The organism is Saccharopolyspora antibiotica, assembly GCF_047200635.1.
Taxonomy (GTDB): Bacteria; Actinomycetota; Actinomycetes; order Mycobacteriales; family Pseudonocardiaceae; genus Saccharopolyspora_C.
The window spans coordinates 1-26,039 of the sequence record NZ_JBJZOI010000038.1; the positions used below are offsets into that span (position 1 = coordinate 1).

A 26,039-nucleotide genomic window follows, 5' to 3' on the forward strand; every position below is an offset into this window, starting at 1 on the left:
GGGCCATCTTGTCCTTGGTCAGATCGATCCCCGAGGAGGCCTGGAACTTCTCCACGAGCCAGTCGACGATCCGCTGGTCCCAGTCGTCCCCTCCGAGGTCGGTGTCCCCGGAGGTCGCCTTGACCTCCACCAGGCCCTCGCCGACGTCGAGCAGGGACACGTCGAACGTGCCGCCACCGAGGTCGAAGACCAGGATCGTCTGCTCCTTCTCGCCCTTCTCCAGTCCGTAGGCGAGCGCGGCCGCGGTGGGCTCGTTGATGATCCGCAGCACCTGCAGCCCCGCGATCTGGCCCGCTTCCTTCGTGGTCTGGCGCTGCGCGTCGTCGAAGTACGCGGGCACGGTGATCACCGCGTCGGTGACGTCCTCGCCGAGGTAGGTCTCGGCGTCCCGCTTGAGCTTCATCAGCACCCGGGCGCTGATCTCCTGGGCGGTGTAGTCCTTGCCGTCGATCGTGGTCTTCCAGTCGGTGCCCATGTGGCGCTTGACCGACCGGACGGTGCGATCGACGTTGGTGACCGCCTGGTTCTTCGCCGGCTGCCCGGTCAGCAGCTCGCCGCTGCGGGCGAAGGCCACGACCGAGGGCGTCGTGCGGGACCCCTCGGAGTTGGCGATCACCGTGGCATCGCCGCCCTCCAGCACGGCCACCACCGAGTTCGTCGTCCCCAGGTCGATGCCCACGGCTCGGCCCATCTGCGCCTCCTCGCCCGGCCGCGCTGCGGCGGCGTCACGTCGCTGCTGGGCCCAGCGTCAGCGCTCGGGGCGTCGGGTCGCCAGGGGAGAACGTCCCGGCAGGGGCTCAGGAACCGGCCAGCTCCAGCAGGCGGATCACCGTCGACCAGTTCCGGGACGTCGCGCGGAGGCCGAGGCGCCTCTCCCACCAGGACTGCGGCACCCGCGAGTTCCGCACGCCCTCCGGGCACCACACGTAGGCCTCCCGCTCGCCCAAGCGCACCACGTCCGGGGCACACGCCGCCGGGTCCAGCACCGCCGGGTCCGGCCGCCCGGACAGGAACGTCACCAGGTACCGCGCCGGAATCGTCGCGACCCCGGCCAGCGGATCGCCCGCCACCACCTCGGCAAGCTCGTCGCGGGTGCGCACCAGCACCGGCACGTCGAGACCGAACTCCGCGGCGAGGCCCGCCGCCACGCGCCGCTCCGACTCCTCGGCCGGGCAGGGGGCGGTGAACACCGCGTTGCCGCTCTGCAGGAGCGTGCGCACCCGCTCGAAGCCCTGTTCGGCGAGCACCTCGCGCCAGCGGGCCATCGGCACCCGGTTTCGCCCGCCCACGTTCACCCCGCGCAACAGGGCGATCTGCCGTTGCCGCACCGAACACCTCCTCGCTCTTCCGGACAGCCCCACCCGCGCAGTCTGGCGCGCACCCCCGACGGTCCGGCACCGCTGGGCGCGGTGCGAACATCACGGGATCGGGCGGCAGCGCACCGGCTGCCGGCGGTCCGGCTTGACCGTTTTTTCGGCCGCGGGTCACACTGCCCGGCGGAACGCCACCGGTCGGGTGACGCCCGCGAGCAGAGGAGAGCAGCGTGAGCGAGAGCGTCCGCACCGAGTTCGGCGACGGGATCGCCGTGATCACCATCGATCGCCCGGAGGCGCGCAACGCCGTCGACCGGTCCGTCGCCGAGGGGATCGCCGCCGCCGTCGACGAGCTCGAATCCCGGGCCGACCTGACCATCGGCATCCTCACGGGTGCGGGCGGCACGTTCTGCGCGGGCATGGACCTGAAGGCGTTCACCCGGGGCGAGCGGCCCGCGCTGCCCGGGCGGGGCTTCGGCGGGCTGACCGAGCGGCCGCCGCTCAAGCCGCTCATCGCCGCCGTCGAGGGCTGGGCGCTGGCGGGCGGCTGCGAACTCGCGCTGTCCGCCGATCTCGTCGTCGCCTCCCGGGAGGCCAAGTTCGGGCTTCCCGAGGTCAAGCGCGGGCTGGTCGCCGCGGCGGGAGGGCTGCTGCGGCTGCCGAAGGCGCTGCCCTACCAGCTGGCGATGGAGGTGGCGCTCACCGGAGACCCGCTCACCGCCGAGCAGGCGCACGCGCACGGCCTGGTCAACAGGCTCACCGAACCGGGCGGGGCGCTCGACGGCGCCGTGGAGCTGGCCGCCCGCGTCGCCGCGAACGGTCCGCTGGCCGTGCGCGCCACCAAGCAACTGGTCTCCGGGGCGGTGCGCTGGACCGACGCCGAGGCCTTCGCCGCCCAGGCGGAACTGGTGGCGCCGGTGTTCGCCTCCGCCGACGCGCAAGAGGGCGCCCGCGCCTTCGCCGAGAAGCGCACCCCGGTCTGGCGCGGGGAATGAACGAGACCTGAGAGCGGGGCCGACATCGCTGACCCCGCACCGAGGACGAGGAGCACCGCCATCGCTTGCCGCAGCCAGTCCGACGCCGAGCGCGACCCCGAGGGTTCCGGTGCGGACCACGACCAGGACCGCGCCCTCGCGGTGCGCGAGCTCGGTGCCGCGCTGCGCGCGCTGACCGGGGCCGCCACCCGCACCGAGGTCGACGTCGCCACGCTGCGCAAGATCGCGAACCAGGCCCGCGAGCTGGCCGAACCGCTCGGCGAGGCCACCCGCACCCGGCGCACGCCGCCGTCGGTGGACGAGGCGCGTCCCGGCAGGCGGATGTACAACCCGGTGGTGGGGCCCGGGAATCCGATCGCACCGCCGCTGGAGGTGCGGGTCGAGGGCGGCGTCGCCGTGGGCCGCTGCACCCTCGGGCTCTCCTACGAGGGGCCGCACAGCTACGTGCACGGCGGGGTGAGCGCGATGCTCCTCGACCAGATCCTCGGGCACGCGCACGCCGCCCGGGGCCGACCGGGCCTGACGGCCTCGCTGTCGCTGCGCTACCGCAGGCCGGTGCCGCTGGAGACCCCGTTGCTGCTGACCGCCTGGGTGCCGGAGGAGTCGGCCACCGACCGCCGCACCGGGCCGAAGGCGACGATCGCCACCGAGGAGGACCCGGGCACCGCGCTGGTGGAGGCCACCGGGATCTTCGTGGTCCCCAACGCCGAGCAGGTCGCCCGCATCTTCGGCGACTCCCGGCCGAGCTGGTCGAAACCCTGAGGTTCGGCGGGCGCGATGCCCCGCGCGCCGGGCTTCGGTCCGAGCTCACCGGCCGCCCGCGGACGGTCTGCCGGGGCGGTTCGCGCGCGCCCGCGCACCGGCTCGCGGGCACCGGGCCGGTGAAGCGTTCGCTCGGCCCGCGCGGTGGCCGCGGACCGGCCCTCAGGCGTCGCGCAGCCGGGTCTTGAGCACCTCGCCGCTCGGATTCCGGGGCAGCTCCGGCAGGATCGCCACGTGCCCGGGCCGCTCGCGGCCCGCGAGGTGCGCGCGGCAGTACCGCTCCACCTCCCCGGCGTCCGGCGGATCGGCGGGATCGCGGGCGACCAGCACCGCGAGCGGGGTCTCGCCCCAGCGCTCCCCGGACGTCGTGGGCTCGTCGCGACGTGCGGCCGGGGAGAGGTGCCGAGGCGCGCTTCGAGCACCCGCGGATCGGCGACCTCGCCCCGGGAGAACGGGAGGAGCCGCTCATCGCCGGCGCGCGGACGGCATCAGACCGACGCGAACGAGAGGCCGGCGCCGCTCGGTTCGCGTCGCTGCCCGCCGCGTCGCGAGCGCGGAGGCGGGGATCAGCTCGTCTCGTCGAGCAGCCGGTGCGCGAGGTCCTTCCACAGCGCGAGGTGCGGATCGGTCGCGGGGGAGCGGTCCTCGAAGGCGTAGGGCATCGCCGCGCCGCGCATGCTGGTGAACAGCAGCTCGCGCAGGAGCTCGTAGTTCGGGTGCGACCGCACGACCGGGCCCCAGATCCCGTCGGTCACCTCGCGGATCGCCGCCCGCAGCCCGCGTTCCTCCGGGCGCAGCGCGGCGCCGAGCGCCGGGTTGGTGCGGGCCGCGGTCCACAGCTCGATCGCCGCCCAGAAGTGCGGTTCCTGGAAGGTCTCCCACAGCAGCTCGATGCGGCGGTCGGTGCGCGCGGGGCCTTCGGGCTCCGCCGCCAGCTTGTGCTCGGCGTGCACCCGGGTCCGCGCGAGGCGGGTGTTGGCGAGGTGCTGCGCGGCGGCGACCAGCAGTCCGTCCCGGGACGGGAAGTGGTGCAGCAGCCGCCCGCGCGAGACCCCGGCCTTCGCCTGGATCACCAGCGTGGAGGCGCCGGAGTAGCCGTGCTCGATGAGGCAGTCGACGGCGGCGTCGAGGATGAGCGCCCGGCTGTCGGCGGTGCGCTCCTCGCGGGTGCGGGGCGCGGCGCCGGACGCCCGGGTCGCGCGGGCGCTCGGGGTGGGGGCGCTGTCGGACTGGACCACCGGACGAGCGTACCCGGCGCCGCGTTCGCCGTGACCCGCGAAGCAGTCGGCATTGACCGCCCCGGTGCGCTGGTGCCAGGCTCGTCGGGGGCCGGTGCGCCCGAAGACGGGCGCCGGGCCGCCTCGGCCTCCGCCGCATCGCCGGGCGGCGGAGGCCCGCGGCCGCGAGGTCGGGGTTCGAGGAGGAACCGCATGTACCCAGGTGCCCACGCCGCGACCGATCCCGGACGGCCCGCCGTGATCATGGCGGGTTCCGGGCTCCGCGTGACCTACGGGGAGCTCGAAGAACGATCGGTGCGCCTCGCGAACGCGCTGCGCGAGGCGGGGCTGGAGCGCGGCGACGTGGTGGCCCTGCTCACCGACAACGCCCCCGAGGCCTTCGAGGTGTACTGGGCCGCGGTGCGTTCCGGCTGCTACATCACCGCCGTCAACAGCCACCTCACCGCCGCCGAGATCTCCTACGTGGTCGAGGATTCCGGCGCCGCGGCGCTCGTCGTCTCCGCCGCGCTGGCCGAGGTGGCGGCCGAGGTGGTGGCGGCCGCTCCCGGGCTGGCGATGCGGCTCGCCCACGGCGGCGCGGTCGCGGGCTGCGCGGACTACGAGGACGTGCTCGCCCGCTCCTCGCCGGTGGCCCCGGCGGTGCAGCCGCGCGGCGCGGACATGCTCTACTCCTCCGGGACCACGGGGCGCCCCAAGGGGATTCGACCCGAGTTGCCGGAGCGCGGGATCGACGAGGAGGGCGACGTCCTCACCCCGGTGGTGGCCGGGCTGTACGGGATCGGGCCCGGTTCGGTGTACCTCTCGCCCGCGCCGATCTACCACGCCGCGCCGCTGCGCTACTGCGCCTCGACGCACGCGCTGGGCGGCACCGTGGTGCTGATGGAGCGCTTCGAGCCAGAGCAGGCGCTGCGCGCGATCGAGCGCTACGGGGTGACGCACGCCCAGTGGGTGCCGACGATGTTCGTGCGGATGCTCAAGCTGCCCGCCGAGGTCCGCGCCCGCTACGACCTGTCCTCGTTGCGGGTCGCCGTGCACGCCGCCGCGCCCTGCCCGGTGGCGGTGAAGCAGGCGATGATCGACTGGTGGGGCCCGGTGCTCGTCGAGTACTACTCCTCGACCGAGGGCATCGGCATGACGTTCATCGATTCCGCGCAGTGGCAGCGGAAACCGGGGTCGGTGGGCCGCGCGGTGCTGGGCGTCCCGCACATCTGCGACGACGAGGGCGCGGAGCTGCCCGCCGGGGAGGTGGGCGCGGTGTACTTCGAGCGGGAGGGGGCGTCGTTCGAGTACTGGGGAGATCCGGGCAAGACCCGCGCGGCGCGGCACCCGGAGCACCCGGCCTGGGTGACGGTGGGCGACATCGGCTACCTGGACGACGAGGGCTTCCTGTTCCTCACCGACCGCGCGGCGTTCATGATCATCTCTGGTGGGGTGAACATCTACCCGCAGGAGATCGAGGACCTGCTCGCGCTGCACCCCCGGATCGCCGACGTGGCGGTGATCGGGGTGCCGGACCCGGAGATGGGGGAGTCGGTGAAGGCCGTGGTGCAGCCCGCGCCCGGCGTCGAGCCGGGGCCGGAGCTGGAGCGGGAGCTGCTGGAGTTCGTGCGCGCCCGGCTGGCGCACCACAAGGCTCCGCGCGGCGTGGACTTCCTGCCGGAGCTGCCGCGCACCCCGACCGGCAAGCTCGTCAAGGGCGCCCTCAAGGCCCGGTACGCGGCCGAACCGGCCTGAGCGCGGCGTCGTGGCGGCGGGCGAGCTCGAATCGATCGGCACCGGGCGGTGCGCGCGGCCACCCTGCGGTCGATGCGGGCCGCGCTCGGCGCCGCGAGCCCGGTCGGGCGCACCGGCTGGACTCCCGCGCCGTGCACGACCCCGGTGCGGGGCCCGACGTCGCCGCGGGCGTTTCGGCCGCCCTGGACGAGTGCGCGGCACGGTTCCCCGAGGTGATCGGCGCGGACTTCCCCGAGCACCTGCCGCCGTGGCCCCGACGTCCGCGCCGGAGGAGCGGATGCGGCGGTTCGGGGGCTGGTCCGGCGGGGCCGCGCGGGCGCAGACTGGGGGCATCGCGATCAACGACCGGTCAGCGCGGACCGGGGAGGAGGCGCGGACATGGCCGATCGGGAACGGCTGCTCGCGGAGCTCACCGGCCCCGGCGGGGACTTCGAACTCGTCGAGCGAGAGGTGCGCGGCATCCCGATGCGGGTCTACGCCACCGGCCCGCGGACGCTGCGGGAGGTGCTGCTGAGCACCGCCGCCCACGGCGACGCCGACTACCTCGTCCACGGCGACCAGCGCTGGACCTTCGCCGAGCACCTGCGGGTGGCCACCGGACTGGCGCACGCGCTGCTGGCCGATTTCGGCCTGCGGCGGGGAGATCGGGTCGCGATCGCGATGCGCAACTACCCCGAGTGGGCCCCGGTGTTCTGGGCGGTGCAGGCGGCCGGGCTCGTCGCGGTGCCGCTCAACGCCTGGTGGACCGGGCCGGAGCTGCGCTTCGCGCTGGAGGACTCCGGGGCGCGGGTGCTGTTCGCCGACGCCGAGCGGGTCGCCGAGCTCGCGCCCGGCTTCGGGGAGCTGGAGGTCGTCCAGGTGCGCGGGGACAGCCCGCCGGAGGGCGTGCGCTGCTGGGCGGAACTGCTCGCGTCGCTGGACGGGGAGGCGGTGCTCCCGGAGGTCGCGGTCGATCCGGAGGACGACTCCACGATCATGTACACCTCGGGGACCACGGGGCGGCCCAAGGGCGCGGTCGCCACCCACCGGAACCACTGCACGAACCTGTGGAACATGGCCCTGGGCCGGGCCGCGGCGCTCGCGGCGGACGGGCAGGAGCCCGGTCCGGAGGCCCCGGTCTCGGTGCTGCTGACCTTCCCGATCTTCCACATCGCCGGGCTGTCCGGGATGTGCTCGGCGACCCTGGCGGGGGCGAAGGTCGTCACGATGCACCGCTGGGACGCCGCCGAGGCGATCCGCCTGGTGCGCACCGAGCGGCTCACCACGATCGCGGGCGTGCCGACCGTGCTGCGCGACCTGGCCCGCGCGGCCGAGGCCGACCTGCCCTCGGTGACGACCGTGAACATGGGCGGCGCGCCCATCCCGCCGGACCTGGTGCACCTGGTGCGCACCGCGTTCGCCCCGGACGTGGCGCCCGGCAACGGCTACGGGCTCACCGAGACGACGTCGGCGGTGGTGAACAACACCGGCGCCGAGTACGTGACCCACCCCGACGCGGTCGGCCGCTGCGTGCCCGGCGCGGACCTGCGCGTGGTCGATCCCGCCACCGGCGAGGAGGTCGGCCCCGGCGAGGTCGGCGAGCTGTGGTTCCGGGGCCCGAACGTGGTGCGGGGTTACTGGAACGACCCCGGGGCCACCGCCGAGGCGTTCGTCGACGGCTGGTTCCGGACCGGCGATCTCGGCCACGTCACCGACGGCTGGGTGCACGTGGTGGACCGGATCAAGGACATCGTGATCCGCGGCGGTGAGAACGTGTACTGCGCGGAGGTGGAGGCCGCGCTGTTCGAACACCCCGCCGTGGCCGACGCGGCCGTGCTGGGCCTGCCGCACCGGGAGCTCGGCGAGCAGGTCGCGGCGGTGGTGCGGTTGCACCGGGACGCCGAGGTGGACGCCGACGAGCTGCGCGCGCACGTCGGCGAGCGCCTCGCCGCGTTCAAGATCCCCGACCACGTCTTCCTGCGCTCCGGCCCGCTGCCCCGCACCGGCACCGGGAAGGTGCTCAAGCGCGACCTGCGCCGCGACCTCGCCTCGTGACGGGAACCCGGTGCGCGCCGGGCTCGTCCCGGGCACCGGGGCCCGCCTCGCACGGGTTCGTCACCGCACGTCGCGGGCGGAGCCGGACGCCCACCCGCGCCCGTCGCGCCGCCCCCGGGCGCCCGGAGGAGGTGGTGCCGGCCGCGTTCCGGCGCGCGCCCAGCGCGGGCTGCCCGTGCGCCGCGCGGCGGTGGTGGCGGCGCGCGGTGCACGGGCTCCGGTCCTCTCAGGCCCGGGGGCCGAGGTCTTCCAGGGCCGCGCCGATCGCGCGGTGCAGCGTCGGGTAGGCCCAGATCTGCTGCCGCAGCACGGAGATCGGCACCTCCGCGTGCACCGCCACCGCCAGCGCGCCCAGGACCTCGCCGCCACCGGGGCCGACCGCGGTGGCCCCGACCAGGACGTCCCGGTCGGCATCGGCCACCACCTTGATCAACCCGTCGTTCCCGGGCCCGTGGATCCAGCCGCGCGGCGTCGACGACAGCTCGGCGAGCCCGGTGCGCACCGGCAGACCCCGGCCGGTCGCGGCGGACTCGGTCAACCCGACCATCCCGACCTCCGGATCGGTGAAGGTCACCGAGGGGACCGCGCGGTAGTCGGCGGGCGGGGAGTCCTGCCCGAGGATGTCGGCGGCCGCGATGGGCGCCTGGTAGACCGAGGTGTGGGTGAACGCTCCGTGCCCGGTCACGTCGCCGATCGCCCACACGCCGTCGGCGGCGCGCAGCCGCTCGTCCACCGGGATGGTGCGGGCCGCCTCGTCGAGCCCCACCGCCCCCACGCCGAGCGCTGCCAGGTCGGTGCGCCGGCCCGCGGCCACCAGCAGCCGTCGCACCAGCACCGGGTCGCCCCCCTCGAACTCCACCTGGAACTCGTCCCCGGAGTGCGAGACCCGCCGCACCCGCGCGCCGGTGCGCACGTCGACACCCTCGGCGCGCAGCACCCGCTCCAGCACGGCGGAGGCCTCCGGCTCGGCCGGGCCGAGGAGCCGCTCCCCGGTGTCCACGACCGTCACCGCGCTGCCGAACCGGGCGAAGACCTGGGCGAACTCCACCCCCACCGGCCCGCCGCCGAGCACCAGCAGCGAATCCGGTGCCGTGCGCGCCGCCACCGCCTCCCGGTTCGTCCAGTACCGCGTGCCCGCCAGCCCCTCCACCGACGGGACGGCGGGATCGCTGCCCGGGTTGAGCACGATCGCCTTGCGGGCGCGGAAGGTCAGCTGCCCGTCGGCGGTGTCCACGGCGACCTCACCGGGCGCGGTGAGCCGCCCGCGCCCGCGCACCAGCCGCCCGCCGGTGCCCTCGAACCGGCGCACCGCCGCCGCGTCGTCCCAGCCGGTGGTCGCCTCGTCCCGGATCCGGTTCGCCACCGGGGTGAGGTCCGCGCGCACCGATGCCGTGCCCGCCAGGTGCGGCACCCGTCGCGCCTCGCCCAGCGCGTCCGCCGCCCGCACCATCATCTTGGTCGGGATGCAGGCGTAGTACGGGCACTCACCGCCGACCAGGCGCGCCTCGACGCCCACCACGTCCAACCCGGCGGCGGCCAGGCGCCCGGCCACGTCCTCGCCTCCCGGTCCCATGCCGATCACGACCGCGTCGACCTCTTCGGCTGCCATTCCTCGCTCCTGTTCTCGCCCTGCCCCGGATCCGGGGCGCCTCTCCCGCCACCAGCGCACCACTGCTCGGTCGCCGCCGCACCCGCCCCGCCACCGGCCTGCGGCGGGGCGCGGGAGTCACTACAACGGAGAGCATGGCCGACACCGACACCACCGCACTGGTCCCGGGCCAGAGCATCGCCCGGGACAACGGGGAGCGGATGGGACGCTCCCCGGGGGGCCACCTCGTGCAGCTGCGCCGCCGGATCGCCGAGCCCGGCTTCGTCGTCACCGCTGACGACGTCCCGGACGCGGTGCTCACGACCGACTGGGCGCACGCCAACGAGGTGTTCGACCGCTTGATGCACCCGGGGTGAGCGGTGCGGCCGGTTCAGGAGGAGGCGGTGATGAAGGCGCACGAGATCATGCACGCCGGAGCGCGCTGCGTGGGCGAGCAGGAGAACCTGCGCACCGCCGCGCGGATGATGCGCGACATGGGAGTCGGTTCGCTGCCGATCTGCGGCCGGGACGACCGGCTGCACGGCATGCTCACCGACCGCGACATCGTGATGCACTGCTGCGCGGAGGGGCGCGATCCGGCGGAGATGACCGCCGGGGAGCTCGCGAGGGGCACCCCGCACTGGGTCGACGCGGAGGCGGAGGCGGCCGACGTGCTGGCCATGATGGAGCGGCACCGGGTCCGGAGGCTGCCGGTCATCGACCGGCACCGCCTGGTCGGGATCATCAGCGAGGCCGACCTGGCCCGCAACGTCAGCGACGAGCAGCTCGCGCACTTCGTCGAGAGCGTCTGCGCGGCGCGGTGAGCTCCCGCTGACCGGAAGGCGATCGGGCGGTGCGCCGAGCGGGCGCGGTTCCGTGACCTCCCCGCAACCTCGGTGGAACACCGGGCAGGTGCACTGAAGCGCACGGACCTGTCACAACGGTTTCCCGATGTGGAGGCGGTGCAGATGAGGACCTGTGCGAGTTGCCGCGAACCGATCCCGTCTTCGAGCCCGTCCGACGACTTCTGCCGCGAGCAGTGCCAGTCGTCCTGGTACGCCGGGCGGTTGAGCCCGGGGCTGGGCGGTTCCGCCGTGGCGCCGGTGTCGGCGTACGCGCTGCGGGATCGCCGCCACTCCGCTCCGGGCGCGTAACCGCTCCTCGCGCTTATGCTGGTCAGAGCCCTGGTGTCCGCAGTGACCCCCGAGGGAGGCCGGCGAGCGAGATGGCGATGCGCGTGTTCGTGGTCGACGACCACGAGGTGATCCGGCGGGGCGTGGCAGCCCTGGTGAAATCTGATTCCGAGCTGGAACTGGTCGGTGAGGCGGCATCGGCGGCGGAGGCGCTGGCGCTGGTGCCGCAGCACCGGCCCGACGTGGCCGTGCTGGACGTGCGGCTGCCCGACGGGAACGGCGTCGAGCTGTGCCGGGAGCTGCGCTCGCGGGACCCGGAGCTGCGGTGCCTGATGCTGACCTCCTTCGACGACCACGACGCGCTGCTGGACGCGATCCTCGCGGGCGCGTCCGGGTTCGTGCTCAAGGGCGTCGTCAGCGAGGAGCTGCTCAGCGCGCTGCGCACGGTCGGTTCCGGGCAGAGCCTGCTGAGCCCGAAGAAGACCGAGGCGATGCTGTCCTGGCTGCGCCGCGAGCAGGAGCGCGCCGACCCGCTGCGCGAGCTGACCTCCCGGGAGCGGGAGGTGCTCGAACTGATCGGGGAGGGGCTGACCAACCGCGAGATCTCGCGGCGGATGTACCTCGCGGAGAAGACCATCAAGAACTACGTCTCGCAGATGCTGGCGAAGCTCGCCATGCGCCACCGCAGCGAGGCCGCCGTGCTGGCCACCGAGCTGCGGCTCGACCGCGGCACCCGCGGCAAGGAGTGAACCGGTGGGCGCCGATCCGGGCCGCGAACGGCTGCTGGCCGGGCTGCGGGACCTGCGGGACGGCAACTTCCGCCGCCGGGTGCCCGCTTCCGGGCCCGACGCGGACCTGGCCGCCGCGTTCAACGAGCTCGCCGCTCGCGACCAGCACCTCGTCGGCGAACTGCGCCGGGTCGCCGAGGCCGCCGAGCGCGGCGAGCGCCCGCACCCGCCGCCGGACTTCGGCGGCGACGGCGGCTGGCGGGAGGCGGAGCGGTCGGCGGCCGCGCTGCTGGACGCCTCGCTGCGGCCGGCCGAGGAGCTGCGCCGGGTGCTGGCCGCGGTGGCCGCGGGCGATCTGACTCAGCGGATGCCGCGCCGCGCGGGCGAGCGGTTGCCCGGCGGCTTCGGCGAGGCCGCCGACGCGGTCAACGAGCTGCTCGACCAGCTGTCCCTGTTCGCCTCGGAGCTCAGCCGGGTCGCCTCCGAGTTCGGCGTCGAGGGCAGGCTCGGCGGCCGCGCCGAGGTGCCGGGCCTGGCGGGCACCTGGCGGGACCTCGCGGACTCGGTGAACCGGATGACGGCGAGCGTCACCGGGCAGGTCCGCGACATCGCCCAGGTCGCCGGGGCCGTCGCGCGCGGCGACCTGAGCCGCCGCGTCACCGTCCCGGTCTCCGGCGAGATGGTGGAGGTGAAGGACACCCTCAACGCGATGATGGATCAACTCTCCGAGTTCGCCGACGAGGTCACCCGGGTGTCCCGGGAGGTCGGCAGCGAGGGCAGGCTCGGCGGACAGGCGCGGGTGCCCGGGGTGGCGGGGACCTGGCGCGGGTTGACGGACTCGGTGAACCTGATGGCGGACAACCTCACCGCGCAGGTCCGCAACATCTCCCAGGTCGCCACGGCGGTCGCGCGCGGCGACCTCAGCCAGAAGATCGACGTGGATGCTCGCGGGGAGATCCTGGAGCTGAAGAACACCCTGAACACGATGGTCGACCAGCTCTCCGCCTTCGCCGACGAGGTCACCCGGGTGTCCCGGGAGGTCGGCACCGAGGGCAAGCTCGGCGGACAGGCGCGGGTGCCCGGCGTCGGGGGGACCTGGAAGGACCTCACCGAGAACGTCAACCTGATGGCGGACAACCTCACCGCCCAGGTCCGCAACATCGCCGCCGTGGCCTCGGCCGTGGCGGGCGGCGACCTGTCGAAGAAGATCACCGTGGAGACGAAGGGCGAGGTGGCCGCGCTGGCCGCGACCATCAACGGCATGGTCGAGACCCTCGGCGCGTTCGCCGAGCAGGTCACCCTCGTCGCTCGCGAGGTCGGCACCGAGGGCATCCTCGGGGGCCAGGCGCGGGTGCCCGGCGTGGCGGGGACCTGGAAGGACCTCACCGACAACGTCAACCTGATGGCGCGCAACCTGACCAACCAGGTCCGCAACATCGCCCAGGTGACCACCGCGGTCGCGCGCGGCGACCTGTCGAAGAAGATCGACGTGGACGCGCAGGGCGAGATCCTGGAGCTCAAGACGACGATCAACACGATGGTCGACCAGCTCTCCAGCTTCGCCTCCGAGGTCACCCGGGTGGCCCGCGAGGTCGGCACCGAGGGCCGCCTCGGCGGGCAGGCCGAGGTCGCCGACGTGTCGGGCACCTGGCAGCGGCTCACCGACAGCGTGAACCGCCTCGCGGGCAACCTCACCACCCAGGTGCGGGCCATCGCGGGCGTGGCGAACGCGGTGACCAGCGGCGACCTCACCCGGCAGATCACCGTGGAGGCCAGCGGGGAGGTCGCCGAGCTCAAGGACGACATCAACGCGATGATCTCGAACCTGGCCGAGACCACCCGCACCAACGAGGAGCAGGACTGGCTCAAGACGCACCTGGCCCGGCTGTCCGGGCTGATGCAGGGGCGCGGTGAGCTCGCCGCCCTCGCTTCGTCGATCATGAGCGAGCTGGTGCCGCTGGTGTCCGCGCAGTACGGCGCCTTCTACCTGGCCCAGGACACCGCGGAAGGCCGGGTGCTGACCCGCGCCGCCGCCTACGGCCTCCCGGGCACCGGGGTCCCGGAGCGGTTCGCACCGGGCGAATCCCTGGTCGGCCAGGCCGCCGCCGACCGCCGCACGATCATGGTCCGCGAGACCCCGCCCGCCTACCTGCGGATCAGCTCCGGGCTGGGCGAGATGACCCCCGTGGGCGTGGTCGTGGTTCCGGTGCTGTTCGAGGACCAGGTGCTCGCGGTGCTGGAGCTGGCATCGGTGCACGAGTTCAGCGAACTGCGGGTGGACCTGCTGCAGCGCTTGCAGGAGCGGATCGGGGTGGAGGTGAACACCATCCTGTCGAACTCCCGCACCGAGGCGCTGCTGACCGAGTCGCAGCACCTGGCCAGGGAGCTGCGGGCGCGCTCCGAACAGCTGGAGCAGCAGCAGAACGAGCTGCAGCGCTCGAACTCCGAGCTCGCGGAGAAGGCCGAGCAGCTGGCGGCCCGCAACCGGGTCATCGAGATCAAGAACAGCGAGATCGAACAGGCCCGGCAGCAGCTGGAGGAGCGCGCCAGCGAGCTGTCCCAGGCCTCGGCCTACAAGTCGGAGTTCCTGGCGAACATGTCCCACGAGCTGCGCACCCCGCTCAACAGCTCGCTGCTGCTGGCGAAGCTGCTCGCCGACAACGCCGAGGGCAACCTCACCGAGCACCAGGTGGACCTGGCCCGCACCATCCACGCGGCGGGCAGCGACCTGCTGGGGCTCATCAACGACGTCCTCGACCTGTCCAAGGTGGAGGCCGGGCGGATGACGGTGCTGCCGGAGCAGGTGGACCCGACCGACCTGGCCCGCCACCTGGAAGCGCAGTACCGGCCGCTGGCGGAGGACAAGGGGCTGGCGTTCGAGGTCGAGGTGTCCGGATCGGCGCCCCCGGAGCTGCGCACCGACCAGAGCAGGCTGGAGCAGATCTTGCGCAACCTGCTGTCGAACGCGGTGAAGTTCACCGAGCAGGGCCGGGTCCGGTTCGAGATCACCCGCGCCGATCCCGCCGCCGCGAACAGCCCGGAGCTGCGGGCGCTGCCGGAGCTGATCGCGTTCTCGGTGCGCGACACCGGGATCGGGGTGCCCGCCGGCAAGCTCAACCGGATCTTCGAGGCGTTCCGGCAGGGCGACGGCACGATCGTGCGGGAGTTCGGCGGCACCGGGCTGGGCCTGTCGATCAGCCGCGAGCTCACCGCGCTGCTCGGCGGGGAGCTCGTGGTGGACAGCGAACCCGGGCGGGGAAGCACGTTCACGCTGCACCTGCCGCTGCGGATGCGCGAGCAGGAGCCGCGGAGCGAACCCGCGCCCGAGCCGGGACCCGAGGCCGTGGCCGAGGTGGAGCCGGTGCCCGCGCCGGAGAGCTGGCCCAGCGACGCGCAGCTGCACTTCGACGTGGCGGCCGAGGGCATCGACCCGCCGCTGCTGGAGCCGGAGACCGCCGCGCGGGTGACCGCGCCCGCCGACGAACCGCGCTTCCGGCACTTCGACGGGCAGAAGGTGCTGGTGGTCGACGACGACCCGCGCAGCGTCTACGCGCTGACGGCCCTGCTGGAGCAGCACGGGCTGCGGGTGGTGTGCGTGGACAACGGGGTGGCGGGGCTGGGTGCGCTGCGCGAGCACGAGGACGTGGCGGTGGTGCTGATGGACATGATGATGCCGGAGCTCGACGGCGACTCCACGATCCGCACCATCCGGCGGATCCCGCGCCACCGCGACCTGCCGATCATCGCGGTGACGGCGAAGGCGATGCTCGGCGACCGCGAGCGCAGCCTCGCGGCCGGGGCCACGGAGCACGTCACCAAACCGGTCGATGCGGAACTCCTGCTGCGCCTGCTGGAGGAGCACCTCCGGCCCGCGACCTGAACCCACCGGCCGACCTGGGGGAGGCCCGGGTGCACGGCCACGGGGACCGGCAGGGGCGCGGACCGCGAACGGCTTCGATCCGGGGTGGGGATTCCGGCCCCGCTCGGGGGACAGACGAGGCCGGAACGATGCACCCTACCGCCCCGGTGCGGACCGCCCCGCGCGGTGGTGTCGCCTCGTGTCGTTCGGATCACGCGGCGCCATCCGTTCTCCCGGGTCACCGGTGCCGGACGGGGGCGCCGCGCGCGATGATCACTCCGCCAGGAGCGCGGCGGCGACGGCACCGCCGAGCTCCTCGGTGCTCGCCGCGCCCCCGAGGTCGGGGGTGCGCACGGACCCGGCCGCGAGCACCGACTCGATCGCGCGGACCACGTCGGCCGCGGCCTCCGACTCCCCGAGGTGGTCGAGCATCATCGCCGCCGACCAGATCTGCCCCACCGGGTTCGCGATGCCGCGACCGGCGATGTCCGGCGCCGAGCCGTGCACGGGCTCGAAGGTCGACGGGAAGCGCCGCTCCGGGTTGATGTTTCCCGAGGGCGCGACCCCGATCGTGCCGGTCACCCCCGGTCCGAGGTCGGAGAGGATGTCGCCGAACAGGTTGCTGGCCACCACCACGTCGAACCGCTCGGGGTGCAGCACGAACCGCGCGCACAGGATGTCGATGTGGTCCTGGTCCACCGCGATGTCCGGGTGCTCGGCCGCGATCGCCCGGAACCGCTCGTCCCAGTACGGCATCGAGTGGTAGATCCCGTTCGACTTCGTCGCCGAGGTCACGTGGGAGCGGCCGAGCCGTTCGGCGAAGTCGAAGGCGTAGCGCAGGATCCGGTCGGTGCCGCGCCGGGTGAACACGGCCGTCTGCAGCACCATCTCGTTCTCGGTGCCCTCGCCCTGCCTGCCGCCGAGCCGGGAGTACTCGCCCTCGGTGTTCTCCCGCACCACCCAGAAGTCGATGTCGCCCGGCTGCTTGTCCCGCACCGGCGGCGTCACCCCGGGCAGCAGCCGCACCGGGCGCAGGTTCACGTACTGGTCGAACTCGCGGCGGATCGGCAGCAGCAACCCCCACAGCGAGACGTGGTCGGGAACCCCGGGCCAGCCGACCGCGCCGAGCAGGACGGCATCGCTGTCGCGGAGCTGGTCCAGGCCGTCCTCCGGCATCATCCGCCCGGTCTCCCGGTAGGTCTGGCAGCTCCAGTCGAAGTGCCGGAAGGCGAACGTGGTCCCGTACTTCGCGCGCACCGCGTCCAGCACCCGCAGCGCCTCCGGCACCACCTCGGTGCCGATGCCGTCGCCGGGCAGGACCGCGATCTCGTGATCAGCCATGCCCCCATCCCACTCCGGGGCACCCGGGTTCGTCCAAGACCGGCAACGCATCTGCCGGATAGGCGCCGCCTATCAGCGGGGTCAGGAGCGCTCCGCGCGGGCGACCTCCAGGAAGCGCTGCGCGGCCGGGGCGAGCGGGGCCGGCCGGTGGATGAGCGAGATGCGCAGCTCGGCGGCGGGCTCCAGCGGCAGCACCACGGCCCCGCTGGCGCGGGCGAACTCCGCCCAACCCTCGGTGAGCACCGCGATGCCCACGCCGCGCAGCACCAGCGGCAGGACGGCCTCCCGGTGCGCGGTCTCCACCGCGATCCGCAGGTCCACGCCCTCGGCCAGGGCCTCGTCGATCACGTGCCGCATCCGGTTGCCCCGCTGCGAGGTGATGATCCGCTGCCCGGCCAGCTCCACCCGTCGCACCACGCGCCCCGCCCGCCACGGCCCGTCCGGGCCGGTGACCACGACGAAGCGCTGCCGCTCCACCAGGTGCGCGCTCAGGCCCGGCAGCGCGAAGTCCTCGGCCGCCCCGATCAGTCCCAGCTCGGCGCTGCCCCCGCGCACCATGTCGGCGGCCTCCGGAGCGGTGATCGCGGGCAGCACCGACACCAGCACGCCGGGATCGGTGGCGTGGAAGCGCTCGATCATGGTGGTGAGCGGTTCGACGGACTGGGAGGGCAGCGCGGCCAGCTGGACGCGCCCGGTGCGCAACCCCTTGACCGAGTCGACCACCGCCCGGGTCGTCTCCAGGTCGCGCAGGACCTGCCGCGCCGGTTCGAGCATCGCCCGGCCCGCTTCGGTGAGCACCGCCCGCCGCCCGAGCCGGTGGAACAGCGGCACGCCCACGTCCCGCTCCAGGGCCCGCACGGCCTGGGAGAGCGAGGGTTGCGCGACGTGCAGGCGCCCGGCGGCGCGGTGGAACCCGCCCTCGTCGACGATCGTGACGAAGTACTCCAGCTGCCGCGCGTCCACCGTGCCTCCCGGGTTCTCCTGTGCGCCAGCATCCTCCCGCCCGGGGTGCGGGCCGGGCGAACAGCGGCTATCACGGAGTGGTGGACCCCGTCGCCGCACTGCGCGAGATCGCCTTCCACCTGGAGCGGGCGGCCGAACCGACCTACCGGGTCCGGGCGTTCCGCCGCGCGGCCGAGGTGGCCGAGGATCGCGCGGACGTGGCGCGGCGGGTGGAGTCCGGGCGGCTCACCGAGCTGCCGGGGCTCGGCCGCACCACCGCCCGGGTCGTCGAACAGGCGGTGCGCGGGCAGGTCCCCGACTACCTGGCGCGGCTGCGCGACGCCGAACCCGAGCCGGGGGAGGGCGCCGCGCTGCTGCACCGCCTGGTCGGGGACTGCCACACCCACTCGGACTGGTCGGACGGCGGCAGCCCGGTCGCTGAGATGGCCCGCGCCGCCCGCGACCTCGGGCACGAGTGGATGGTGCTCACCGACCACTCGCCGCGGCTGACGGTGGCGCGCGGGCTGAGCGCCGAGCGGCTGCGCGCGCAGCTGGAGCTCGTCGCCGAGCTCAACGCGGAGCTGGCCCCGTTCCGGATCCGCAGCGGCATCGAGGTCGACATCCTCGACGACGGCGGCCTCGACCAGGACCCGGGACTGCTGGCCGAGCTGGAGCTGGTCGTCGCCAGCGTGCACTCGAAGCTGCGGATGCCGTCGGCGGAGCTGACCCGGCGGCTGTGCGCCGCGGTGGCGAACCCGCGCGTCGACGTGCTCGGCCACTGCACCGGGCGGCTGCTCTCGAAGCGCCCGCCCTCGGAGTTCGACGCCGAGGAGGTCTTCCGCGCGTGCCGGGACCACGGGGTCGCGGTGGAGATCAACTCGCGGCCGGAGCGGCTGGATCCCCCGATGCGGCTGCTGGAGCGCGCCGCCGAGCTCGGCTGCGAGTTCGCGATCGACTCCGACGCCCACGCTCCCGGTCAGCTCGCCTGGTTGATCAACGGTTGCGCGCGGGCCGAGCGCTGCGGCATCCCGGCGGAGCGCGTCATCAACGCCCGGTGAGCTCCTCCTGGCGCCGGGGTCAGTCCACCTGGAAGGAGCGCTTGGCGAGTCCCATCCAGTAACCGTCGATGACCTGCTCCGGCGGGGTCTCGGGGTCGGAGGCGGCGCCGAGGGCGACGAACAGCGGCGCGAAGTGCTCGGCGGTCGGGTGCGCGTGCGGCATCCCGGGAGCGCGGTGGGCGAAGTCGGCGAGCTCGTCAACCGCGCCCCGCGCGAGCGCCTCGCCCGCCCACAGGTCGAACTCCCGCGACCAGGACGGCGCCGGGGCCTGCGGCCTCGGGTCCACGAGGTGCGGCAGCCCGTGCGTGGTGAACCCGGAGCCGATGATGAGCACGCCCTGCTCGCGCAGCGGCCGGAGCCTGCGCCCGAGCTCCAGCAGCCGCGCCGGATCCAGGGTGGGCAGCGAGATCTGCAGCACCGGGACGTCGGCTTCCGGGTACATGACGGTCAGCGGCACGTAGGCGCCGTGATCGAGTCCCCGGTCCGGCTGGTGGGCGACCGGCTCGTCGTCCGGCATCAGCGCGGCCACCGCCGCCGCGAGCTCCGGCGCTCCCGGGCTGGGGTAGCGGACCCGGTAGTAGCGCTCCGCGAAGCCGCCGAAGTCGTAGGTCAGCGGCACCGCGTCGGCGGTGGCGCCGAGCACCAGCGGTGCGGACTCCCAGTGCGCCGAGACGACCAGGATCGCCCGCGGGCGCGGGAGGCGGGCCGCCCAGCCGCTGAGCTGACCGGTCCACAGCGCGTCGTCGACCAGCGGCGGCGCCCCGTGGCTGAGGTAGAGGGCGGGCATCGGCCCGACCTGCGAGGCGGTCATCGCGACTCCTTGCTTGAAGCTTCAAGGAATAGCGTAGGGAAAGCCTCGTGGCGCTGCAAGCGGTCTGGTTAGACTGGCTCGGTGGGTGAAACGCGCTGGTTGAGCGATGACGAACAGAAGGCATGGCGCCAGCTCGCGATGCTCATGACCCTGCTGCCGCCCGCCCTCGACTCGCAGCTCCAGCGCGACTCCGGGCTGACGCACTTCGGCTACTGGGTGATGGCGATGCTCTCCGAGCGGCCCGACCGCTCGCTGCGGATGAGCGACCTCGCCGCGCGGGCCAGCGCCTCCCCGTCCCGCGTCTCGCACGTGGTGGCCCGGCTGGAGAAGAACGGCTGGGTGCGCCGCGCCCGCTCCGACCGCGACGGCCGCAGCAATCTCGCCCAGCTCACCGACGCCGGGTTCCGCAAGGTCGAGGAGGCCGCACCGGGCCACGTCGAACGGGTCCGGGACCTGGTCCTCGACGGGCTCACCGCCCCGCAGGTCGAGCAGATGGGCGAGATCTGCGGCGCCCTGCTCCGCCGGGTCGACCCCGACGGCCGCATGGGGACCAGGCCGCTGACGGACTGAGCGGCGCCCCCGCCGGGACGGGGACGCCGCCCACCTCAGCTGGACGCCGGTTCGGGCAGGTCGTCCTCGCGGGCGAACTGGGTGCGGTGCAGCTCCGCGTACAAGCCGTCCTGAGCGAGCAGGTCGGCGTGGGTGCCCTGCTCTGCGATGCGGCCCTCGGAGATCACCAGGATCCGGTCGGCCTCGCGGATCGTGGACAGCCGGTGCGCGATCACCAGCGCGGTGCGGCCGGCCAGCGCCGTGGCCAGCGCCCGCTGCACCGCCGCCTCCGACTCGGAGTCCAGGTGCGCGGTGGCCTCGTCCAGCACCACCACCGGCGGAGCCTTTAGCAGCAGCCGCGCGATCGCCAGCCGCTGCTTCTCGCCGCCGGAGAGCCGGTGACCGCGATCGCCGACGACCGTGTCCAACCCGTCGGGCAGCTCGTCGACGAGGTGCTGCAACTGCGCCGTCCGCAGCGCCGCCAGCAGCTCCGCGTCCGAGGCGCCGGGGCGGGCGTAGCCGAGGTTGGCGCGGATCGTGTCGTGGAACAGGTGCGCGTCCTGGGTGACCACCCCGACCGCCGAGTACAGCGATCGCAACGTCACGTCCCGCACGTCGTGCCCGGCGACCCGCACGCTGCCGGAGTCCGCGTCGTAGAGCCGCCCGGCGAGGTTCGTGATCGTCGTCTTGCCGGCGCCGGAGGGGCCGACCAGCGCGATGGTCTGCCCCGGCTCGGCGCGGAAGCTGATGTCGTGCAGCACCTCGTGCGCGGGAGCGTTCTCCGGGCGGGCGACCGACTCCAGCGAGGCCAGCGAGACCTCGGCCGAGGCCGGGTAGCGGAAGGACACGTCGGTGAACTCCACGCTCGCGGGCTCCGCGCGGGCATCGAGCTCCACCGCCTCCGGCTTCTGCTCGATCATCGGGCGCAGGTCCAGCACCTCGAAGACCCGGTCGAAGCTCACCAGCGCCGTCATCACGTCCACGTGCACGTTCGACAGCGCGGTCAGCGGGCCGTAGAGCCTGCTCAGCAGGGTGGCCAGCGCGACGAGCGTGCCGAGCTCGAAGGCCCCGGACACCACCAGCCCGCCGCCGAGCCCGTAGACCACGGCCGTGGCCAGCGAGGCCAGCAGCGTCAGCGCCACGAAGAACACCCGGCTGTACATCGCCGAGACGACGCCGAGATCGCGCACCCGGGCGGCGCGGGAGGAGAACAGCTCGGTCTCCTCGTCGGCGCGGCCGTAGAGCTTGGCGAGCATCGCCCCGCCCACGCCGAAGCGCTCGGTCATCAGCGAGCTCATCTCCGCGTCGGTCTTCATCTGCTCGCGGGTGATCCGCTGCAACCGGCGCCCCACCCAGCGCACCGGGAACAGGAACAGCGGCAGCAGCGCCAGCGCGATGAGCGTGATCTGCCAGGACAGCGTGAACATCGTGGCCAGCACCAGCACCAGGCTCAGCACGTTCGAGACCACTGAGGACAGCGTGCTGGTCAGCGCCCGCTGCGCCCCGATGACGTCGGTGTTGAGCCTGCTCACGAGCGAACCCGTCTGCGCCCGGACGAAGAACGCGATCGGCATCCGCTGCACGTGGTCGAAGACCTCGGAGCGAAGGTCGTAGATCAGCCCCTCGCCGAGCCGCGCCGAGTACCAGCGCTGCAGCAGCGAGAGCCCGGCCTCCAGCACGGCGACGAGCGCGACGATCACCGCCAGCCACACCACGACGCCGGTGTTCCGGGGCAGGATGCCCTGGTCGATGATCGCCTTGAACAGCAGCGGGGGGATGATGCCCAGCACCGCGGACGCGGCGATGAGCACCAGGAACGGGACGATGTCCCGCAGGTAGGGCCGGGCGTAGCGCGCGATCCGCCTGGTCAGGCCCGGTGCCAGGCGCTGCCTGGTCACCGAGTCGTCGCTGGCGAAGGAGCGCATCATCTCCCAGCTGGTCATGTGGTGGTCCTCTCGGTTCGCGGACCGGCCGCCCGGTTCGGGGGCGGCGGCCGGCCCGGTGCGGTCCGCTCCGGGGCCGCGCGGTGCGTCGGGCGTGGTGGTCTCCGGCGCCCATGGTGCGACTTCGCGTTAGCTCGAAGTCAAACACCTCGGGGAGCCCCGGTGTTCCGGCCGGAAGTCGGATGATCTCGCCCCGGGTCCTCCGGCCGGCGGCGTTCGGCCCGCTGCTTCCCCTGCGCGTCAAGGGGTTCCGGGCGGTTGCCCTGATCAACCACTCGAACGAGCGAAGACCGGTTGGGTTGATCACAGCGACGTCGCGCTTCCGGAGGATCTTGCCCGCGACCGGGAGCGATTACCGTGTGTCCGGGGTCGGGGACGCAGCGCGATCGTCGCGGAGCGCGTTTCCGGGGGAACCGAACCACTGGGGTGTTCATGTCGATGCACGAAGGCGCGGTCCACGGCCGCCCGACCCGGCTGCCGAGGTCGGTCCTGACGACCGCGGCCGGGACCCGCCGCGATCCGCCCGTCGCGCTCCTGGGGAGGGCCGCCCGGGAGCGGCCGACGCGCAGCGGGCGCATCCCGCTGCGGCTGGCCGACCGCTACTTCCTGGCCGCGCACACCGGTGCGGAGCGGCTCGCGCCCCGGGTGGACCCGTGGCTGGTCGCGCTGGGCTGCGCGGGTGGCCTGCTCGCGGAACTGCTGCTGGAGGGCGAGATCGACGCGGAGCCCACCGTGCGCCCCGCGGGCGCGGGGATGCCACCGGACTTCCTGTCCTGGTCGGTGCTGCGCGAGGTCCGCGCCGAGCCGGACCACGACGTGCGGACCTGGATCCGCTACCTGGCCGACACCTCGGTCGAGAAGGTGCGGGCCCGGCTCACGATCACCGACGTGCTGCGGGAGGTCGAGGTCTCCGCCGGGTGGCGCACCGCGCCCGCGGTGGCGTGGCGCGCGTCCCGGCTGGACGAACGCGCCCCGGCCGAGGAGCTGGCGGACCTGTTCGCGCAGGAGGAGTCGGCGGCCGTCCGCTCCGGGATGATCACTGTTCCCGACGCCCAGGCCGAGATCGCGCTCGCGCTGCTGGCCACCGGCACCGGAGTGGCCGGCCGGCTGGGGCTGGCCAAGCCGGTGCTGCGGCAGGCCGCCCGGCGCGCCGAGCAGTGGCTGCCGAGGCTGCCCTCCGGGCTCCGCGTCGTGGTGGCCGAGGTGGCCGCCGCCCGCGAGCAGTGGGCCATGACCCCGCGCCGGTGAGCGCGCCCCGCCCCCCGGATCGCCGATCCGGACCCCACCGCACCGCAGGAGGAACCGCTGTGCCCACGTCCGTCGACCCCGTGCCACCGCGCCGCCGCCCGGGCCCGGTGGCGAACTCGCTCGCCGCGTCCCGGCTGGGGACCTGCTCGATCGTCTTCTTCACCATCGCGGCCGCCGCCCCGGAGACGGTGGTCGGCGGCGGTGCGGTCAGCGGTTTCGCCGTCTCGGGGGTCAACGGGATCCCGGTCGGCTACCTCGCCATCGCGGGCGTGCTGGGCCTGTTCGCCATCGGCTACGTGACGATGGCCCGCCACGTCGAGAACGCGGGCGCCTTCTACGCCTACATCGCCCGCGGGCTCGGCCGCGTGCCCGGCACCGCCGCGGGCGGGGTCGCGGTGCTCGCCTACAACCTGGTTCAGGTCAGCCTGGTCGGCGGATTCGGGGTCGGCGCCGCCAGCTTCGTCCGCCAGGCGGGGGGCCCGGCGCTGCCGTGGTGGCTGTTCGCGGCGTTCGGGGTGGGGCTGGTGGCCCTGCTGAGCCTGCTGCGCATCGACGCGAACGGCCGCATCCTCGGGGTGCTGCTGCTCGCGGAGATCGCGATCATCCTGCTCTACGACCTCGCGTTCGTCAGCGATCCCGCGGAGCCGGGCGCATCGCTGACCACGCTGCACCCCGCGCAGCTGGGCACCGGTGCGGCCGGGGTGATCCTGGTAATCGCCTTCACCGGGTTCATCGGTTTCGAGAACTCCACCGTGCTGGCCGAGGAGGCCCGCGACCCGCGCACGGTCCGCCGCGCCACCTACGCCTCGCTGGTGGTGATCGGCCTGCTCTACGGGACGTCCACCTGGGCCCTGACCGTGGCCACCGGCCCGGAGGCCATCGTCGGCCAGGCCCGGGAGCACTCCACCGAGCTGATGTTCGCGCTGGCGGCGGATCGGCTCCCCGCCGCCGCGGTGACCGCCGGATCCGCGCTGTACGTGACGAGCCTGTTCGCGGGAATGCTGTCGTTCCACCACGTCTGCGCCCGCTACCTGTTCGCGCTCGGCCGCGAAGGTCTCGCCCCGGCGCGGCTGGCGACCACCAGCGCCCGCTCCGCCGCGCCCGTGGCCGGTTCCGCCGCGCAGACCTCGCTGGCGCTGCTGGTCGTGGCGCTGTTCGCGGTGACCGGCTGGGATCCGGTGACCTACCTGTTCTTCTGGGGTGCCTCGGGCGGTGCGCTGGGCGTGCTGCTGCTGGTGACCGCGACCTCCTGGGCCGTCGTCGGCTACTTCATGCGGGTTCCCGCGCCGAGCCACGGGCGGTGGCGGACCGCGGTGGCGCCGGGCGCGGCGGCGGTGGTGCTCGGCTGGGTACTGGTGCTGACGCTGGCTTCCTTCCCGGTGGTGCTCGGCGCCCCGCCGGATTCCCCGGCCCCCTGGCTGATTCCCGGCGCCTACCTGGTCGTGGTGCTCGCCGGGCTCTGCTGGGGAGTGGTGCTGCGGACGCGGTACCCCGACGCCTACGCGCGGATCGGCATGGGAGCCCGGTCCGCCACGATCTCCCGGACGGAGGAACTCATCGATGCGAGGTGAACCGGCGGAGCGCACCCGGACGCTCGTGAGCGCGTTCGTGCACGACGCGGTGTCGCGCTGGCTGGTGCCGGACGAGCGGATCCGGGAGGAGGTCTACCTGGCGTGGTTCGACGTGCTGCTCGACCACGCGGACCGGGCCGGCCGGGTGCGCGCCACCCGCTCCGCGGTCCAGGTGTGGCTCCGCGCCGAGGACGGCTCACCACCCGGCCTGCCGGCCGAGGAGGAGCCGCGGATCGCGGAGCTGGCCGGGCCGCACGCGGACCGGTTCGCGGCGTTCGGCGAGCTCACCGGCGCGCGGCACCCGCGCGAACCGCACTGGTACCTGGCGCTGATCGGGGTGCGTCCGGACCTGCAGGGCCGCGGCGTGGGGACGGCGGCGCTCACCGCGAGCCTGCGCGAGCACGACCGGGCGGGGTCGCCGACCTACCTGGAGGCGAGCAGCCCCGCCAGCCGCGCGCTGTACCTGCGGCTGGGCTACGCCGACGCGGGCGAGCCGATCGAGCTGCCCGGAGGACCGGTGCTGCACCCGATGTGGCGTCCGGTGGGCGGCGCGTGACCGCCTCGGGTCAGGTCTGGGACTCGGCGCCGACGTACTCGAAGTCCCAGGTCCCGGTGCTGTGCGAGCCCGAGCGCTCGTAGACCAGCAGCGGAGGTGGCGTGGCGCGGCGCTCGCGCGGCGGGCGCACGGGAACGGTGATGCGCGGTACGGGATGGCCGGTGGGATCGGCGGGGACGCTGACCTCGCGGCCGTCCTCCGGCCCGCCGCGCAACCGGGCGCGGACCTGTTCCACTGAATGACTCCCTTCGCCGACGCCGGGCGGCAACCGGTTCCGACCACCACCCGGTCCACCCGGTTCCCGACCTCACCAGATCGAGTGAAGGACGCGAGGGCGGGGTGCGCTTGGCCGTGCCCGCTCGCGGGCGAGTGAACACCGGCGTGGTCACCGAGAGTACTCCCGGCGGGTTGCCGGATGGTTTCGATTCGGCGGCGAGCGAGGGTGGAGCAACCGGAGGAAACGGCCGAAAACCCGGATTTCGGGGGAAGTTCACCTGAGCGCGCGGGTTCCGGTCGGAGATCCCCGCCCTCGGCGGCCGAACGCGGAGCGTGAAGCCGAGAGCCGGGAGCGGACGGCGGTCCCCGCGGACGGGTGGAGGTGGCAGGATCGGGGGGGGGGGGGGGGGGAGGACAAAA

At 74.1% G+C, this 26,039-nt stretch carries 22 protein-coding genes and 1 pseudogene; 13 read left to right on the forward strand and 10 right to left on the reverse strand.

What is annotated here, in order from left to right:
* Together ACL03H_RS23295 and ACL03H_RS23300 are read right to left on the reverse strand one after the other, a co-directional pair.
* Positions 1–691, reverse strand: a 691-nt coding sequence (locus tag ACL03H_RS23295) for an Hsp70 family protein (RefSeq protein WP_412813444.1), incomplete at its 3' end; no start/stop codon positions are given.
* A gap of 106 nt (positions 692–797) precedes the next feature.
* Positions 798–1,328 (reverse strand): DUF1697 domain-containing protein, encoded by a 531-nt coding sequence (locus ACL03H_RS23300; protein WP_412813445.1) that lies wholly within the window; start codon positions 1,326–1,328, stop codon positions 798–800.
* Between the two features lie 215 nt (positions 1,329–1,543).
* On the opposite strand from ACL03H_RS23300, the gene ACL03H_RS23305 reads away from it, so the two are divergent.
* Together ACL03H_RS23305 and ACL03H_RS23310 are read left to right on the forward strand one after the other, a co-directional pair.
* Entirely contained in the window at positions 1,544–2,308 is a 765-nt protein-coding gene (locus ACL03H_RS23305; RefSeq protein ID WP_412813446.1) for a crotonase/enoyl-CoA hydratase family protein, read from the forward strand.
* Between the two features lie 141 nt (positions 2,309–2,449).
* Positions 2,450–3,070: a PaaI family thioesterase gene (locus ACL03H_RS23310; protein WP_412813447.1), complete on the forward strand. Its 621-nt coding sequence runs from the start codon at positions 2,450–2,452 to the stop codon at positions 3,068–3,070.
* A 162-nt stretch (positions 3,071–3,232) separates the two neighbouring features.
* Here the strand turns inward: ACL03H_RS23310 and ACL03H_RS23315 are convergent.
* Both ACL03H_RS23315 and ACL03H_RS23320 read right to left on the reverse strand, forming a co-directional pair.
* Positions 3,233–3,415: pseudogene (locus ACL03H_RS23315) on the reverse strand (long-chain fatty acid--CoA ligase); the annotation flags it as partial.
* A gap of 221 nt (positions 3,416–3,636) precedes the next feature.
* Positions 3,637–4,308, reverse strand: coding sequence for a TetR/AcrR family transcriptional regulator (locus ACL03H_RS23320; RefSeq protein WP_412813448.1), 672 nt, complete (start codon positions 4,306–4,308; stop codon positions 3,637–3,639).
* Between the two features lie 192 nt (positions 4,309–4,500).
* Between ACL03H_RS23320 and ACL03H_RS23325 the strand changes: the two genes are divergently transcribed.
* Both ACL03H_RS23325 and ACL03H_RS23330 read left to right on the forward strand, forming a co-directional pair.
* Positions 4,501–6,042 (forward strand): acyl-CoA synthetase, encoded by a 1,542-nt coding sequence (locus tag ACL03H_RS23325; protein ID WP_412813449.1) that lies wholly within the window; start codon positions 4,501–4,503, stop codon positions 6,040–6,042.
* A 378-nt stretch (positions 6,043–6,420) separates the two neighbouring features.
* Positions 6,421–8,076, forward strand: a complete 1,656-nt coding sequence (locus ACL03H_RS23330) for a class I adenylate-forming enzyme family protein (protein ID WP_412813450.1) — start codon at positions 6,421–6,423, stop codon at positions 8,074–8,076.
* A gap of 226 nt (positions 8,077–8,302) precedes the next feature.
* Here ACL03H_RS23330 and ACL03H_RS23335 read toward each other — a convergent pair whose 3' ends face one another.
* A complete protein-coding gene (locus tag ACL03H_RS23335; RefSeq protein WP_412813451.1) occupies positions 8,303–9,685 on the reverse strand; it encodes a dihydrolipoyl dehydrogenase family protein in 1,383 nt (460 codons plus the stop codon).
* 134 nt (positions 9,686–9,819) lie between these two features.
* Here ACL03H_RS23335 and ACL03H_RS23340 point away from each other — a divergent pair, with 134 nt between their 5' ends.
* From ACL03H_RS23340 to ACL03H_RS23355, 4 genes are all read left to right on the forward strand, one after another.
* Entirely contained in the window at positions 9,820–10,041 is a 222-nt protein-coding gene (locus ACL03H_RS23340) for a hypothetical protein (protein ID WP_412813452.1), read from the forward strand.
* Between the two features lie 30 nt (positions 10,042–10,071).
* Positions 10,072–10,488 (forward strand): CBS domain-containing protein, encoded by a 417-nt coding sequence (locus tag ACL03H_RS23345; RefSeq protein ID WP_412813453.1) that lies wholly within the window; start codon positions 10,072–10,074, stop codon positions 10,486–10,488.
* Between the two features lie 401 nt (positions 10,489–10,889).
* Positions 10,890–11,546 (forward strand): response regulator, encoded by a 657-nt coding sequence (locus tag ACL03H_RS23350; protein WP_412813454.1) that lies wholly within the window; start codon positions 10,890–10,892, stop codon positions 11,544–11,546.
* 4 nt (positions 11,547–11,550) lie between these two features.
* Complete coding sequence (locus tag ACL03H_RS23355) at positions 11,551–15,405, forward strand: HAMP domain-containing protein (RefSeq protein ID WP_412813455.1); 3,855 nt, start codon at positions 11,551–11,553, stop codon at positions 15,403–15,405.
* A gap of 252 nt (positions 15,406–15,657) precedes the next feature.
* Here the strand turns inward: ACL03H_RS23355 and ACL03H_RS23360 are convergent, their stop codons facing one another.
* The gene (locus tag ACL03H_RS23360; RefSeq protein WP_412813456.1) at positions 15,658–16,725 is read right to left on the reverse strand and encodes a tartrate dehydrogenase; all 1,068 of its coding nucleotides are present in this window, start codon (positions 16,723–16,725) and stop codon (positions 15,658–15,660) included.
* Positions 16,726–16,806: 81 nt separating this feature from the next.
* Positions 16,807–17,688, reverse strand: coding sequence for a LysR family transcriptional regulator (locus tag ACL03H_RS23365; protein ID WP_412813457.1), 882 nt, complete (start codon positions 17,686–17,688; stop codon positions 16,807–16,809).
* 80 nt (positions 17,689–17,768) lie between these two features.
* Here ACL03H_RS23365 and ACL03H_RS23370 point away from each other — a divergent pair, with 80 nt between their 5' ends.
* Entirely contained in the window at positions 17,769–18,725 is a 957-nt protein-coding gene (locus ACL03H_RS23370) for a PHP domain-containing protein (protein ID WP_412813458.1), read from the forward strand.
* A gap of 19 nt (positions 18,726–18,744) precedes the next feature.
* Here the strand turns inward: ACL03H_RS23370 and ACL03H_RS23375 are convergent, their stop codons facing one another.
* Positions 18,745–19,536: a dioxygenase family protein gene (locus ACL03H_RS23375; RefSeq protein WP_412813459.1), complete on the reverse strand. Its 792-nt coding sequence runs from the start codon at positions 19,534–19,536 to the stop codon at positions 18,745–18,747.
* Between the two features lie 81 nt (positions 19,537–19,617).
* Here ACL03H_RS23375 and ACL03H_RS23380 point away from each other — a divergent pair, with 81 nt between their 5' ends.
* The gene (locus ACL03H_RS23380) at positions 19,618–20,106 is read left to right on the forward strand and encodes a MarR family winged helix-turn-helix transcriptional regulator (protein ID WP_412813460.1); all 489 of its coding nucleotides are present in this window, start codon (positions 19,618–19,620) and stop codon (positions 20,104–20,106) included.
* A gap of 35 nt (positions 20,107–20,141) precedes the next feature.
* Here the strand turns inward: ACL03H_RS23380 and ACL03H_RS23385 are convergent, their stop codons facing one another.
* Complete coding sequence (locus ACL03H_RS23385) at positions 20,142–22,028, reverse strand: ABC transporter ATP-binding protein (RefSeq protein WP_412813461.1); 1,887 nt, start codon at positions 22,026–22,028, stop codon at positions 20,142–20,144.
* A gap of 432 nt (positions 22,029–22,460) precedes the next feature.
* Here ACL03H_RS23385 and ACL03H_RS23390 point away from each other — a divergent pair, with 432 nt between their 5' ends.
* The 3 genes from ACL03H_RS23390 to ACL03H_RS23400 are packed head-to-tail and all read left to right on the forward strand — an operon-like array spanning position 22,461 to position 25,403.
* Positions 22,461–23,276, forward strand: a complete 816-nt coding sequence (locus tag ACL03H_RS23390; RefSeq protein ID WP_412813462.1) for a GPP34 family phosphoprotein — start codon at positions 22,461–22,463, stop codon at positions 23,274–23,276.
* A gap of 59 nt (positions 23,277–23,335) precedes the next feature.
* Complete coding sequence (locus ACL03H_RS23395) at positions 23,336–24,847, forward strand: APC family permease (RefSeq protein WP_412813463.1); 1,512 nt, start codon at positions 23,336–23,338, stop codon at positions 24,845–24,847.
* Positions 24,837–25,403 carry a GNAT family N-acetyltransferase gene (locus ACL03H_RS23400; protein WP_412813464.1) on the forward strand — a complete coding sequence of 189 codons (567 nt, stop codon included), beginning with the start codon at positions 24,837–24,839 and terminating at the stop codon, positions 25,401–25,403. Before ACL03H_RS23395 ends, ACL03H_RS23400 begins: the two co-directional genes overlap by 11 nt.
* Positions 25,404–25,413: 10 nt before the next feature.
* On the opposite strand, the gene ACL03H_RS23405 is transcribed toward ACL03H_RS23400, so the two are convergent.
* Positions 25,414–25,638 carry a hypothetical protein gene (locus ACL03H_RS23405; protein ID WP_412813465.1) on the reverse strand — a complete coding sequence of 75 codons (225 nt, stop codon included), beginning with the start codon at positions 25,636–25,638 and terminating at the stop codon, positions 25,414–25,416.
* Between the last annotated feature and the right edge of the window lie 401 nt (positions 25,639–26,039).